Below are 12,440 nucleotides of genomic sequence, written 5' to 3' on the forward strand. Positions count from 1 at the left end.
AGCATGGTCGCAGAGACACTGGGGGCTCTTAAATAACGGATCCGGGGTGATGCAGCCCGCCGTGGATGCGCTGATTTTTGGAGCGTAATTTTCATGTGGCGTGAACCTATTAGGCGGCGGACCCGGGAACTCCTGCGGGAGTTTGTAGAGCGGGCGGATGATCTTGTCCGGGCACAGGAACATGTCGAGGGGCTGCTCGGCGCAGTGGTCTCCATGACAGAGGACCTGAGCCTGGAAGCGGTACTGGACCGGTTGGTGCAGTCGGCGTGCGAACTGGTGGGGGCGCGCTACGGGGCCCTGGGCGTCATCGGCGACGACCAACAGCTCAGCCACTTCATCACCGTGGGCATCGATGAAGAAGGTGCCCGGGTCATCGGCGACCTGCCCACAGGCCATGGCGTGCTTGGGGAGCTGATCCGCGAACCCAAGCCCTTGCGGCTCCATGACTTGGGCGAGCATCCCATTGCGGTGGGGTTTCCCGCCAACCACCCGCCCATGAGCACCTTCCTGGGTGTACCGGTCCGGGTCCGCAACGAAGTCTTCGGGAACCTCTACCTGACCGAAAAAATCGGTGAGCAGGACTTCACAGGTGAGGACGAGGACCTCGCTGTTGCCCTGGCGGCTGCGGCCGGCGTGGCCATCCAGAACGCAAAGTTGTTCGATGACAGCAGGCGCCGCCAGCGGTGGCTGGAGGCGGGAATGGAAGTCAGCGACCGCTTGAAGGACCAGCCGCGTTCCGATATCGAGAACCTGGACATGATCGCCGAGCACGCCCTCAACGCCTCGGCCTCCGTCCTGTCGCTGATTGCGTCGGTGGGTGCGGACGGAACCATCAGGTGCCGGACCTCGGTGGGCGCCCAGGCGATGCCCGGGGGCCAGGAACTGCCCGCCGCCGCACTCCTGTCTGAAGTGCTGGAGACAGGGGAGTCCCGGGTCCTGGCCGACCCGCTCCTGGTGTTCGATCCGACATCCGCCGAGAAGCTTGGGCCGGTCCTGGTGGCCGCCCTGGGCAGCAACAGTGACGGCCATCGCGACAGCGTCCTCATCCTGGCCAGGGCTGTTGGCGGAACGCGGTATACGGACGTGGATGTTGAGCAAAGCGCCGTATTTGCATCCCGGATAGGCCTGACGCTGGACCTGCTCAAGGCGAACCAGTTGCGCGAAGAGCACGCCCTGTTCATCGACCGGGAACGGATCGCGGCGGACCTGCACGACCTGGTGATCCAGCGTCTCTTCGCTGCCGGGTTGAGCATCCAGGGCCTGCGCCGCTACACCGCGGACCCGCCTGCCCATGAGCGGCGCATCGCCGGGATCACCGCCGAACTGGACGACTGCATCCACCAGCTCCGCGACACCATCTACTCGCTCCAGGCCCGCGAGCCCGGCAAAGAACTTCTCAGCGGCCGCTTGCTGCGCGCTGTGCAGGAAGCCGCGAACGCCGCCGGGTTCCTCCCCAGAATTCAGATTTCAGGCCCCGTGGACGATGTGGTGGACGATGAGGTTGCCGAACAACTGCTGCGGGTGCTGTATGAGGGCGTCAGCAACGCGGTGCGGCATTCCGGATCGGAGGACATCTCCATCCAGCTCGCCGCGCAGGACGGTGAGGTGGTCCTGACCGTCCGCGACACCGGTCGCGGGTTCAAGGACCCTGAGCGGGTCAGCGGGTTGGCCAACATGAAGAACCGGGCCACCCGCCTGGGCGGGGACTGCATTATCGACAGCATCCCCGGCAAAGGCACCAGTGTGACGTGGAGGGCACCCGCTGGCGGCTGAGCGGGCTAACGGGATGGGTCGCCAGCTCAGGGTGGTTCCGGCTTAACATGTGCCGGGGTGACGGTCAGGGGGGGTCAGTGCAGCAGTTCCCACGCCCGGGGGATGGGCGCGGGAATCAGGTGACCCCGCCGGCGGAAGCCCAATTTATGGAGCACGGAAGATACGTGGGCGGCCACGGCGTCGTCAGGCAGCACCATCTCCTGCCCGATCTGGGGGTTGGTGAGTCCGCGGGCCATGAGGGCAAGGACGTTCCGTTCGGTCCGCGTCATGGCCTTCAGCCAGGGGGCCGAAGCGCTGGCGTACAGGCCGTCGGCCACCCGCTCCCTGACGCTGGGGCCGATGGGTGGGATACCGGCGGCGGTGCTGCGGATGCAGTTGATCAAGGCGTCGTTGTCTCCGATCCGCTTGAGCACGTAGCCTGAAGCGCCTGCCAGGACCACTGCCCGTACGGCGTGCTGTTCGTCCCAGCCGGTAAGGATCAGGCACCGCACGTCAGGAGAGGTGGAGCGCAGGTCGCGGCACACCTCGATGCCCGTCCCGTCCGGCAGCCTGTCATCCAGCACCACGATGTCCGGCTGCAGGACGTGGATCAGGCGCCGGGCTTCTGAAGCGGAACCGCTTTCGCCCACCACATCGAAACCAACATGTTCGAGCAGGTCGCCGAGACCCTTCCGGACCATCTCGTGGTCATTGAGGATGAAGACCCGGATGGGCAGGATGGCGGACCAAGACTCATTGGGGGGTGCTGCAGGTGTATTCATGAAGACGCTCTCATCAACTCGACGCCCTCCCCGGCTGCCCTTTCCCTGCAGCCGCCCCTCCGGAAGGAACCTCACTAATCATCGGGCACTTAGGGCCAGTCAATTCCCAGCGCCGTCCCGGAATAAGCCGGAACCTCCCGGTGGGCGCTGCAGACGGCGCAGATGGTGCTGTGTTCCGGCCCCGGCACCCATTGATGGGACTCCTCGAGCCGGTATTCATACCGGCCTCCGAGCCTCTGGAGCCGGTTCAGGGCCACGCTGGCAGTTTCCCACGAACCCCAGCGGCCCACCACCCCTCCACTGTCCTTGGAAATGACATTGCACCCGCCGTGCCCGAGCTCGGTGCCGTGCTCCAGGCCGCCTGGCGGTTCCTTGCCGGCGTGTACTGCCTTGTACTCGTCCATGGTTGCCATGTTCCGTACCCTTCTGCCCCGGCTCAGGCGGCCTGCTGCTGTGGGCGGGCGAGGAAGACCTCCAGCGACTGGAGCGTGGCGACTGCGTCCTGGAAGGCCGGGTTGCGGTGCGGATGCAGCCGGTGCAGCAGTCCTCCGTTGTATTGGAGCCGGCGGCGTGCGGTGCTTACGGCGCGGACAGCGTGCTTGAGATCTTCAGGACGGCGCGGCAGGACGCTGTTCAGGCACTGGATCGATGCAAGGGCGACGGCCAGGACGTTGGCATCCATTTGCTGGCCCGCTGCCCGGTGCTGCCGCAGCTGGGCGGTGAGATCGTCCCAGATGTCCCGAGCGGCCGCCCGGGCCACCTCTGTCCGGGCCCCGTTTGCGGAGAGTCCCCGGTCCAGGAGCGCCTTGTACAGGGGGTCGAACCGGCCGGCCAGCGCTTCTGCCTTCTCCATGTCGTCACCGTCCGGAGCTGATGCCGGGACGAAATTGGACGGGTGGAGAAGCATCGCCCGCCGGCGTGCGGCGTCCGCCTGCGACAGGGGCGCGGGACGGAAGGTGAGGATGTCAGCGGACATGTCGGCCCTTTCAAAATCCAGCAAGCTGGGTGCGGCTGCATGCCGGCGGGCATCCTTGACGGTGCCTCCGGCGGAAAGTCACTGGGGGTTTCACTGTGGAAAGCCGCTCCGGCCTCGCAATGTGAGGACCCGGACGGTGCCTTTACAAGAATGCCAAGCCTCCCGCGCCCGCTATAGGGCTGAAGGTCCCGTCCTCGAAGCGGGCCACCGGCGATCACCGGGGGCTTTGTGCCCTGTTTCAGGGTCCGGGGCCGCCCTAGCCTGAAACAAGCAGGGCGGTGTAAGGCCGCCTGCGGATCCGGGAGGCACACGGTGAAATCGGCAAACGCAAGCATCATCGCAGGCGTGATCCTCATTGCCTTGGGCGGCCTGTTGCTCCTGGACCGGCTGGGCGTCATGGACACGGCTGCCTTCGTGGCGCCGGTGATTTTCGCGGCCGTGGGGGTGTTGTTCCTGTCCCTGTTCATCCGGCGCCGGGAGAACTGGTGGGCGGCCATTCCCGGGTCCGTGTTCCTGGGCCTGGCAGCTGTCGTCATCGCCACCGAGCTCACCGGAGGTGCCTGGGGCGCGGCCTTCCTGTTCCTCTTCATGGGTGCCGGGTTCGGGGCCGTGTTCGTGCGGGAACGGGGCAATTGGTGGGCGCTGATACCTTCCGGCGTCATGTTCACGCTGGCAGTCATCGTGGCACTCCCGCAGGAACTGCAGGGTACGCCCACTGCAGCCGTCCTCTTCCTTGGCCTGGCGGCCACCTTTGGCGTGCTGTCCCTGGTGCCGGTCCGCGTTGATGAGGGCGGGCACCGTACGGAACGGATGAAATGGCCGTTGATTCCGGCGGGCATCCTTGCCGTCATGGGCCTGATCTTCGTGCTGCAGGCCATGGCCGTGCTGATCCCGGTGGATTTTGCCTTCCCTGCGGTGATGATCGTGGCCGGCATCGCCCTCATGGTCTACGCCTACGTTGCCCACCGCGATGGCCGCCAGAGGGCCCAGGGCCCCGGCCCGCGGGCAGGCTGACGCGGAACGCTGTGCGGGACTGCCGTCAGGTGCCGGTCCGCGGCAGGGATGGTGCGAGCAGCGTGGCCCACAGGTGCCAGAGCATGGCCCCGAAGGTGGCGAGGAACGCTGCAACCGCCAGCCACAGTTCGGCCCGGCCGATGGCTGCCACCAGGGGCAACTGGTCGGCGCGGCCCAGGTAGATCCCGGCCACGGCGTACATGCCGAGGGGAAAGATGACGCTCCACAGGCCCGGCTCGTAGGACAACGGCACGCGGTGGAGCACGTGGCGCCACCAGCCGGCGGCAAGGAGCACCGGGAAGAGCCATGAGGCGAAGGACCAGAACACCACGGAAGCGCCGGCCACCAGCCCGCGCGTTGCATCCACCATGGGCGCGCCTGCCATCTCCACGATCCGGGCTCCCGCCAGGACGCTGATGGCCATGGCGCCCATGGCCACGAAGTACTGGGGGCGGAGGTCCTGCGGCAGGATGGGGTAGGTCATGAGCCGCAGCGAGACGAAGATCCCCACGGCGGCATAGAGGATAAGCCCCACCGACCAGGCGACGACGGCGACGAGCGCCAGGGCCGCGCGCCAGTCCGGGCCGGCGAGTGGCTCGATCGATGCGGCCGCAACCGCCACGGACTGGCTGGCCACGCACCAGATGAACCAGGAGCCGTTGGCATCCTTGACCACGGGCCGCTCGGACCTTCCCAGCACTGCCGTCCACGGCACGACGTAGCCCAGCACCACCCAGGCGAGCACCGCAACCGCAAGCAGCACCGCCGTCGCGCCCTGCCATCCCGCCATGCCAAGGCGCGTCCCCAGCACGTTTGTTCCGGCGATGAACGTGAAGAAGCCAAACGCCCGCCCGGGATCCATGAAGTCGCTGCGCACGTCGGCGGCGAACCTGGCCAGGCGGAACAGGCTAAGCACAAGAATCAGGAGGTAGGAGAGGGCGCACACCACCAGCAGCGCCATGGACAACGCGTGGAAGCCCTCAAGCTCGAGCCCCACGGAGATGATGCCGCTGGCCATGGTGAGCGCGAAGTAGCCGGGGGTGAGCGTCCGGACCGCCTGGCTGGCGCGGGAGCCGAAGGAGTTCCGGGCGTCGGTGGCGGTGTCCATGGCACCAAGCTTAGGGTGGCTCAGAGGGCACCGGTGCGGCGCTCCGCCTTCGCCTTGATTCCGGCCAGCTGTTGGGCCTGGCCACGCTCGGACATCTTGATGATGAGCGCGTCAACGGCGGCCTCCGCCATGTTCCGGGGGACGGTATCGGACCGGATGCTGAGCCGGGTACCGCCGTCCCCGGGCGCCACCTCCACCCGGAAGACCGGGCCTAAGGCCGCCTTGGACGTGAAGTGGCTCTTTGGGACGTACTCGGTGTATTCGTGCGTGGTCTTGAGCGGAATGCCAAGGACTTTCCACGACGCCTGGAACGTGGTCCCCACACCCTCGGGGGTGGTCACCAGGTCCGAGATCTGGACGTCCGGCCCCAGCCAGACCCGCGGATCCTTCACCAGCTCGAAGACGTCCTCCACCGCGGCGGCGATGGTCACGCTGTCAGACCAGGTCAGTGTCTGGCTGAACTTCGCCTCGCTGGCGTGCGGGACCGTCTTCTTCCCGGTCTCCAGCAGGCTCTTGACGTTGGCCACCATGCCCTGGATGTCGTCTTCGGTCAATCTGGCAAACAATGCCTGGGCGGGAACCCGGACCAGGGGTGCATCGATTTCCAGGGCTGACTCGACGGCCAGTTCGGTGCCGCTTCCGTTGAGCGGTTCCAGCGAAAACGTGATGACAGGCCCCACGGACGCCTTGGATACGATGCGCTTGTTGGGCATCACCTCCCGGTACTCGTGGGTCACGTGCATGGGAATGCCCCACGCCTTGGCGGACCAGCGCGCGGACGTGCCCACGCCGTCGGGTCTGATGTCCAGGTTGGTGACGTCGCTGTCTCCGGGGAAGGCCGTCATCCAGTTTGTCGGGTCGCTCAGGAAGGTGAAGACCGTCTCCACGGGGGCCTTGATCACGGTGCTCCGGAGAATAGTCCTGGTCATGTCCTGTCTCCTTTCCGGCAGGGCGGGATTCCTGCATTGTCCCTTCCAGTGCAGTCCCCGGGGCGCCGCATAAACAGAGGAAAAGGTCCCAGCCGGCAGCTACGACGCTGCCTGTGCCCGTGCCCAGTGCGCACCCAGCAGCGCGGCCACCCGCTCCGGCTCCGCACGGTGCGGCGGGTCGAAATGGTGCCGGCCGGGAAACACCTCCAGCCGGAAATCAGGGAAGACGCGGGCCAGGCGCCCAGCGTTGTCCCCCTGCTCATCCGGGCTGCTCATGCCGCCCAGCACAAAGAGCACCGGTTTATCGAAGGCAGCCAGCCGGCCGCGGTCCAGGGCATAGGTATTGAACGCATGCAGGAAGGCGCTGATCCCGGCCGGGCGCTTGGCCATCCACGGCGGCGGCGGGCCCGGCGGCGGAGGCGGCAGGACGGCGTCGGGCTTCACCTGCAGCCTTATGAAGGCGGCCATGAATTCCTCCTGCGGCAGGTCGCCCAGTTCGCCAAAGCGGTGCCACAGCCGCGTGTGCTCCGGGCTCCAGTCCCAGGTGCCCGCCCAGGCCGGCTCGAGCAGGGCCAGGCTCAGCAGCCGTTCCGGGTGCCGGGCCGTGAGTGCCAGGGCCGCTGCGCCACCACCGGAATACCCCAGCAGATGGAAGGTATCCCAGCCGCGGGCGTCCGCCTCGCGGAGCACGCCGTCCGCTTCGGTATCCAGGCTCCAGCCTGGCGGGGGAGTTTCACCCGCGTAGAGCTCAAGGTCCTTGGCCACGGCCTCAACGGTGCCTCCCAGTGCCGCCAGCAGCGCGCCGTATGCGGGGCCGGCGGGGAGGACGCTGCCGGGCAGGAGGATGACCCGGAACGGTTCCATGGCAAGGGCTCCTTCAGGCGGCACGGCAACGGTGCGCGGCCGATGTGCTGGTTTCCTTCGGGTGTGCTGCAGGGGCGGACACGGTTACTTCGCCGCCGCTCCGCGGGCCCCGGGTTTGGTGGCCCGGGCCTTGGGCTCCCTGGCCTCCTTGGGCGGCAGGGTGGCGACGTAAGCCAGCGCCTTTTCGGCCCAGGCCCGCGCCCGGGTGTCATCGCCGTCGCCCTCTTCATTCCACACCTCCGGCAGTCCGGTGTAGCCACCCATGGGCCTGTCCGCCGGCCCGAACGTCACGGTCCGTTCGGAGGACTCCAGCAGTTCCTTGTCCTCGCGGGAGAGCTTCACACCAATGGTGGACCCGAACAGCCCGGCGAACATGTTGCCGTTGACGAACGCTCCCAGGTTGCCGAACATCGGCTTCACCACAACTCCGGGATGGCTGGGGACCACTCGGCGGAACCGCTCTTTTTCTTCCTCGGTTGCCTTGGGCATTTCCATGGCGTCACCTTCCGGTGGCAGGGTTTTTCCGCAGATCTGGATGCAGGATATGCCTGTTCGGTGCCGCCGTCGAGGGCTGGCCGCCACCCCGGTGCAGCAGGCAAGAATTCCGGCCCTGAGCAGGTCAAACTTCATGGCTGGGTGCTATACCTAACCGTAGGCAACTAAAATATGGCTGCCTGGCGAAGGGCGAATTCCGAGGATCCGGGGGCTTCCCCGGAGGGTTGGAGGCGATGGTGCTGACAACTCCAGGGCCGGCCCCGGCTGGACGCAGCACGCGGCCGGGCCGGAAGCACCTGGGCGGGCTGGCCCTTGCTGCGCTCACTTTGCTCACCGGCTGCAGCGGCGGCACCAGCCAGTCGGTGTCCACGGCACTCAAGGACAGTTCCTCCGCCGTCGCCACCGCCCGCATCGCGCTCCGCCAGGACATGGACGGCAAACTGACCCGTGCCGCCACCTCCACCACGCTTGACGATGAGCTCAAGGAGATCCAGACCAGCCGGGGCACGGTCCTGAAGCTCTCCCCGGCCACCCAGGAGGACCGCGAGACCCAGAAGCAGGCGCTGGACGTGCTGGACCAGTGCGCCGCCGGCTTTGCCACGGCACGCGCCGCGTTGGCAGCGAACGACGGCGGCACCCGCTCCGTGTCCGACGGGGACAAGGCGCTCGCCGGCGCGCAGGACGCCCTCAAGCAGCTCGAAGGCAAGGTGGGGTCCCAATGAAGGCTGAACCGTGAAGCGGCTCCTGGGCGTCGCGCTTGGGATCCTCACCGCCATCGGCGGGTTTGTGGACATCGGGGACCTGGTGACCAACGCCGTCGTCGGATCCCGCTTCGGCCTGTCCCTGGTGTGGGTGGTGGCTGTGGGCGTGGTGGGGATCTGCCTGTTCGCCAACATGTCCGGCCGGGTGGCGGCGGTGTCCGGCCGGGCTACGTTCGAGGTGATCCGCGAACGGCTGGGACCGCGGGCCGGGCTGGCCAACCTTTCGGCGTCGTTCCTGATCAACCTGATGACCGTGACGGCTGAGATCGGCGGCGTTGCCCTGGCCCTGCAGCTGGCCAGCAGCGTGTACTACCTGCTGTGGATTCCCGTGGCAGCGCTGGCAGTGTGGCTGGTGGTCTGGCGGGTCCGGTTCACCATCATGGAAAACGTCACCGGCCTGCTGGGGCTGACCCTGATCATCTTTGCGGTGGCACTGTTCCTGCTCAAGCCGGACTGGGCGGCGCTGGCCGGACAGCTGGCACCTGCCGTCCCGGAACAGGAAACGGTGTGGACGTACAGCTATTACGCCATAGCCCTGTTCGGCGCGGCCATGACCCCGTATGAGGTGTTCTTCTTCTCCTCCGGTGCCGTGGAGGAGGGGTGGAAGGTGAAGGACCTGCTCCAGGAGCGGATCAACGTCCTGGTGGGATTCCCGCTGGGCGGCCTGTTGTCCGTCGCCATCGCCGCGTGCGCCGCCGTCGTCCTGCTGCCGGCCGGAATCTCGGTGACGTCGCTGTCCCAGGTGGTCCTGCCCGTTGCGGAGGGCGCCGGGAAGATCGGGCTGGCGCTGGTCCTGGTGGGGATCGTGGCGGCGACGTTCGGTGCGGCGCTGGAAACCACGCTCTCCAGCGGCTACACCCTGGCCCAGTTCTTTGGCTGGTCCTGGGGCAAGTTCCGCCGGCCCGCGGAGGCCGCCCGCTTCCACCTGGCCATGATCGTGTGCCTGTTGGTGGGCATCGCGGTCCTGGCTACAGGCGTGGATCCCGTGCTGGTCACCGAATATTCGGTGGTGTTCTCGGCCATCGCCCTGCCCCTGACCTACCTGCCCATCCTCATCGTGGCCAACGATCCCGAGTACATGCGCGAGCATGTCAACGGGCGGGTTGTCAATGTCCTGGGCATGGTCTACCTGGTGATCATCCTGGTGGCCTCCATCGCCGCCATCCCCCTCATGATCGTGACAGGAGCCGGCTCATGACATCCTCACCCGACCCGCTGCTTCCGGCCCCGCAGGTGGCCGGGCGCGTCCTGGACGCCCAGTTGCACCTGCTGGACCGGCAGGTTTTGGACCACGACGGCGTCCCGGTCACCACCGTCGACGACCTCGAGCTGAGCGGGCCCGCCGTGGACGTGGAGATTGAAGCGGGGACCGCGGCGCCGGTCGTCACTGCATTGCTGACGGGGTCGGTGCTGGGGACGCGCATCTTTGGCGGCAGGCCGCCGTCGTCCCGGCTGATCCGGATCCCGTGGAAGGACGTGGCGGAGGTGGGCGTGGTGCTGCGGCTTGGCATCAGCGGGGAGCCGCTGGACGCGAGCTGGGTGGAGCGGTGGGTCCGGGACAAGATCATTGCGCGCATTCCGGGAGGCCGCCATGATCCTCGGTGACCTGCTGGGCACCCCCGTTCATGATGCCGACGGCGGGAGGCTGGGCCGGGTGGCAGATGTCCGGTTCGTCCTGGACGGCACCCCGCATCAGCTGATGGCTGAGCCGCGCCTGCTGGGGCTGGTCGTCGGCCCGCACAGCACGGCCTCCTTCATGGGCTACGACCGGAACGGCCTCACGCGGCCCCGGCTGGTGGCCCGGATCCTCCGCTGGCGGCACCGCGGATCCTTCCTGGTGCTGTGGGAGGACATCGCCCTGGTGGGCTCACACTCGGTCCGGCTACGGCCCGGGTTCACCCGCTACAGCCCGGCGCTGCAGGACACTGCGAAGGGATAGGACGGAGTTGAACAGGCCTGCAATTAGGCGTGCGGCGGATCTCCTGTAGAGTTGACCCTGTTGTTGTGTTTATGCAGTTGGTAGTTCAGGCAGTACGCACGGTCGAAAGTCCGTGTTCTTCTGAAGTAGCGGTTTTTGAACACCCCACGCCGGAGGGCCCGAAAGTCGGGACGTTCCCTCCACCTTCACGAAGGACAAAAATAATGGCTACTGGTACCGTCAAATGGTTTAACGCTGAAAAGGGCTTCGGCTTCATCTCCCCGGACGACTCCTCGCAGGACGTTTTCGCGCACTACTCCGCGATCAACTCCTCCGGCTTCCGCTCCCTCGAAGAGAACCAGAAGGTTTCCTTCGACACCGAGCAGGGCCCCAAGGGTCCCCAGGCCACCAACATCCAGGCTCTCTAATTTCCTAGGGATCCGGGACCGTTAGGTTTCAAAAGCAGGGCTTGCCGTTTCGCGGCAAGCCCTGCTTTTTTGTTAACCCGGGCCTTTTGTGGTCCGCTCCCAGGCCCTCGATTTTGCCTCCTCGACAAAGTTCAGTTGAAGGAGCAATCTGTTTAGTGCGTACGTACGCAGCGTGCCAACCCCACGCCCACGGCGGCGTTTGGAAAACTCCAACCAGCGCGGCACCAGTTGGGGTGGTGCATGTCCGGCACGATGCTCGGCCGGCCCGGCTGCCTGCGCTCCCCGGCATCGGCAGCCGGCACTTTCACTCCGATAATCAGTGGCCGGTTCGGCCCCATGAGCAGTGACTTGAATCGGCCATAGCTGTATACCGGCTGATGGCCGGTTGCCGTTCAAGGAAGCATTGCTATGAAGAGTAGTCGGGGAAGCAATTCCAGATTCAAGACACTGGCGTTTATCGTTGCCTTCGCTTTTTCGCTGCTGGCCTCAATGGCTGCAGCAGGCCCCGCCTCGGCGGGCCAATCGGGCCACCGGACGTGGCAGGTCCAGGTGGGCTCTGAGTCCCGCAACCAGGCAATCCAGGGCATGCAGTTCCTCCCCTCGGAGATTTTCATCAACGAGCAGGACACCATTACGTGGGAGGCCAACTCCGCGGAGATCCACACAGTGACGTTCCTGGCGTCGGGACAGCCGTTGCAGCCATTCGATCCGTTCAACAACGATGAGTTGTTGAAGCGCGGAGGGGACAGCTACGACGGGCATTCGTACTACAACTCGGGCCTCCTGGCCAACGTTGACGTGCCCGGCTTCCCGGACGCCAGGAGTTACAGCCTGGCGTTCCCGCGCGAAGGCGACTTCACCTACTACTGCCTGGTCCACGGCATGGTGATGAAGGGGACGGTACACGTCCGTGAGCAGGGGACTGACTATCCGTACAGCCAGTCAGACTACGACAAGTCATCGCGGGCCGAGGAGCGGTCCATCCTGCGGGACGGACGCGAGCTCACCGCGGACCTGGCGGACCAGGCCAACAGCCACAGGGTGATCGCAGGCGGTGACGACGGCGTTGCGATGGTCATGCGCTTCGTGCGGCCCGCCGTGACGGTGCATGTGGGCGATACCGTCGTGTTCGCCAATACCGGCATGGACGCTCCCCACACCGTTACGTTTGGTACCGAACCGGCGAACATTTTCGCCCCGTCCGGCGATCCGTCGCATTTCACCGGGGGCAACCTCAACTCGGGCATCATGTGGCCCGGCGCTGAGTTCGCGGTGACGTTCCAGACAAAGGGCACCTTTGATTACATCTGTGCACTCCATGACTACATGGGCATGGTGGGCAAGGTGAAGGTCGTCGACTGACGCCTGGTTTCCACGCGGTCCGGTTGGGGCGGTTGCCCCGGCCGGACCGCT

Annotated in this window: 15 protein-coding genes; 8 read left to right on the forward strand and 7 right to left on the reverse strand. The window is 66.4% G+C overall.

All coding sequences use genetic code 11. The annotated features are described in order from the left end of the window. Positions 1-93: 93 nt before the first annotated feature. Positions 94-1,773 (forward strand): GAF domain-containing sensor histidine kinase, encoded by a 1,680-nt coding sequence (locus VIK36_RS05985; RefSeq protein WP_255174775.1) that lies wholly within the window; start codon positions 94-96, stop codon positions 1,771-1,773. A gap of 74 nt (positions 1,774-1,847) precedes the next feature. Here the strand turns inward: VIK36_RS05985 and VIK36_RS05990 are convergent, their stop codons facing one another. The 3 genes from VIK36_RS05990 to VIK36_RS06000 all read right to left on the reverse strand — a co-directional run bounded on the left by VIK36_RS05990 (position 1,848) and on the right by VIK36_RS06000 (position 3,510). Further along, positions 1,848-2,534 (reverse strand): response regulator transcription factor, encoded by a 687-nt coding sequence (locus tag VIK36_RS05990; RefSeq protein ID WP_324644487.1) that lies wholly within the window; start codon positions 2,532-2,534, stop codon positions 1,848-1,850. Positions 2,535-2,623: 89 nt separating this feature from the next. Next, the gene (locus VIK36_RS05995) at positions 2,624-2,947 is read right to left on the reverse strand and encodes a hypothetical protein (protein WP_324644488.1); all 324 of its coding nucleotides are present in this window, start codon (positions 2,945-2,947) and stop codon (positions 2,624-2,626) included. Between the two features lie 23 nt (positions 2,948-2,970). Further along, positions 2,971-3,510: a hypothetical protein gene (locus VIK36_RS06000; RefSeq protein WP_324644489.1), complete on the reverse strand. Its 540-nt coding sequence runs from the start codon at positions 3,508-3,510 to the stop codon at positions 2,971-2,973. Positions 3,511-3,822: 312 nt separating this feature from the next. Here VIK36_RS06000 and VIK36_RS06005 point away from each other — a divergent pair, with 312 nt between their 5' ends. Further along, on the forward strand, positions 3,823-4,524 hold the full coding sequence (locus tag VIK36_RS06005; protein WP_324644491.1) for a hypothetical protein: 702 nt from the start codon (positions 3,823-3,825) through the stop codon (positions 4,522-4,524). A 25-nt stretch (positions 4,525-4,549) separates the two neighbouring features. Here VIK36_RS06005 and VIK36_RS06010 read toward each other — a convergent pair whose 3' ends face one another. The 4 genes from VIK36_RS06010 to VIK36_RS06025 all read right to left on the reverse strand — a co-directional run bounded on the left by VIK36_RS06010 (position 4,550) and on the right by VIK36_RS06025 (position 7,920). Next, the gene (locus tag VIK36_RS06010) at positions 4,550-5,632 is read right to left on the reverse strand and encodes a tellurite resistance/C4-dicarboxylate transporter family protein (protein WP_324644492.1); all 1,083 of its coding nucleotides are present in this window, start codon (positions 5,630-5,632) and stop codon (positions 4,550-4,552) included. 20 nt (positions 5,633-5,652) lie between these two features. Next, a complete protein-coding gene (locus VIK36_RS06015; RefSeq protein ID WP_324644493.1) occupies positions 5,653-6,561 on the reverse strand; it encodes an SRPBCC family protein in 909 nt (302 codons plus the stop codon). Between the two features lie 99 nt (positions 6,562-6,660). Further along, positions 6,661-7,425, reverse strand: a complete 765-nt coding sequence (locus VIK36_RS06020) for an alpha/beta hydrolase (protein WP_324644495.1) — start codon at positions 7,423-7,425, stop codon at positions 6,661-6,663. 84 nt (positions 7,426-7,509) lie between these two features. Next, a complete protein-coding gene (locus VIK36_RS06025) occupies positions 7,510-7,920 on the reverse strand; it encodes a TfoX/Sxy family protein (RefSeq protein WP_324644496.1) in 411 nt (136 codons plus the stop codon). A gap of 233 nt (positions 7,921-8,153) precedes the next feature. On the opposite strand from VIK36_RS06025, the gene VIK36_RS06030 reads away from it, so the two are divergent. The 6 genes from VIK36_RS06030 to VIK36_RS06055 all read left to right on the forward strand — a co-directional run bounded on the left by VIK36_RS06030 (position 8,154) and on the right by VIK36_RS06055 (position 12,389). Continuing rightward, positions 8,154-8,642 (forward strand): hypothetical protein, encoded by a 489-nt coding sequence (locus tag VIK36_RS06030; protein WP_324644497.1) that lies wholly within the window; start codon positions 8,154-8,156, stop codon positions 8,640-8,642. 10 nt (positions 8,643-8,652) lie between these two features. Then, the gene (locus VIK36_RS06035) at positions 8,653-9,879 is read left to right on the forward strand and encodes an Nramp family divalent metal transporter (RefSeq protein WP_324644498.1); all 1,227 of its coding nucleotides are present in this window, start codon (positions 8,653-8,655) and stop codon (positions 9,877-9,879) included. Then, entirely contained in the window at positions 9,876-10,286 is a 411-nt protein-coding gene (locus VIK36_RS06040) for a hypothetical protein (protein ID WP_255174784.1), read from the forward strand. Before VIK36_RS06035 ends, VIK36_RS06040 begins: the two co-directional genes overlap by 4 nt. Then, positions 10,273-10,620: a PRC-barrel domain containing protein gene (locus VIK36_RS06045; RefSeq protein ID WP_324644499.1), complete on the forward strand. Its 348-nt coding sequence runs from the start codon at positions 10,273-10,275 to the stop codon at positions 10,618-10,620. Before VIK36_RS06040 ends, VIK36_RS06045 begins: the two co-directional genes overlap by 14 nt. 203 nt (positions 10,621-10,823) lie before the next feature. After that, positions 10,824-11,027 (forward strand): cold-shock protein, encoded by a 204-nt coding sequence (locus VIK36_RS06050; RefSeq protein ID WP_015936345.1) that lies wholly within the window; start codon positions 10,824-10,826, stop codon positions 11,025-11,027. 408 nt (positions 11,028-11,435) lie between these two features. Next, positions 11,436-12,389 carry a plastocyanin/azurin family copper-binding protein gene (locus VIK36_RS06055; RefSeq protein ID WP_324644501.1) on the forward strand — a complete coding sequence of 318 codons (954 nt, stop codon included), beginning with the start codon at positions 11,436-11,438 and terminating at the stop codon, positions 12,387-12,389. Positions 12,390-12,440: the final 51 nt, after the last annotated feature.

It is taken from the genome of Pseudarthrobacter sp. LT1 (assembly GCF_035621795.1).
Lineage (GTDB): Bacteria > Actinomycetota > Actinomycetes > Actinomycetales > Micrococcaceae > Arthrobacter.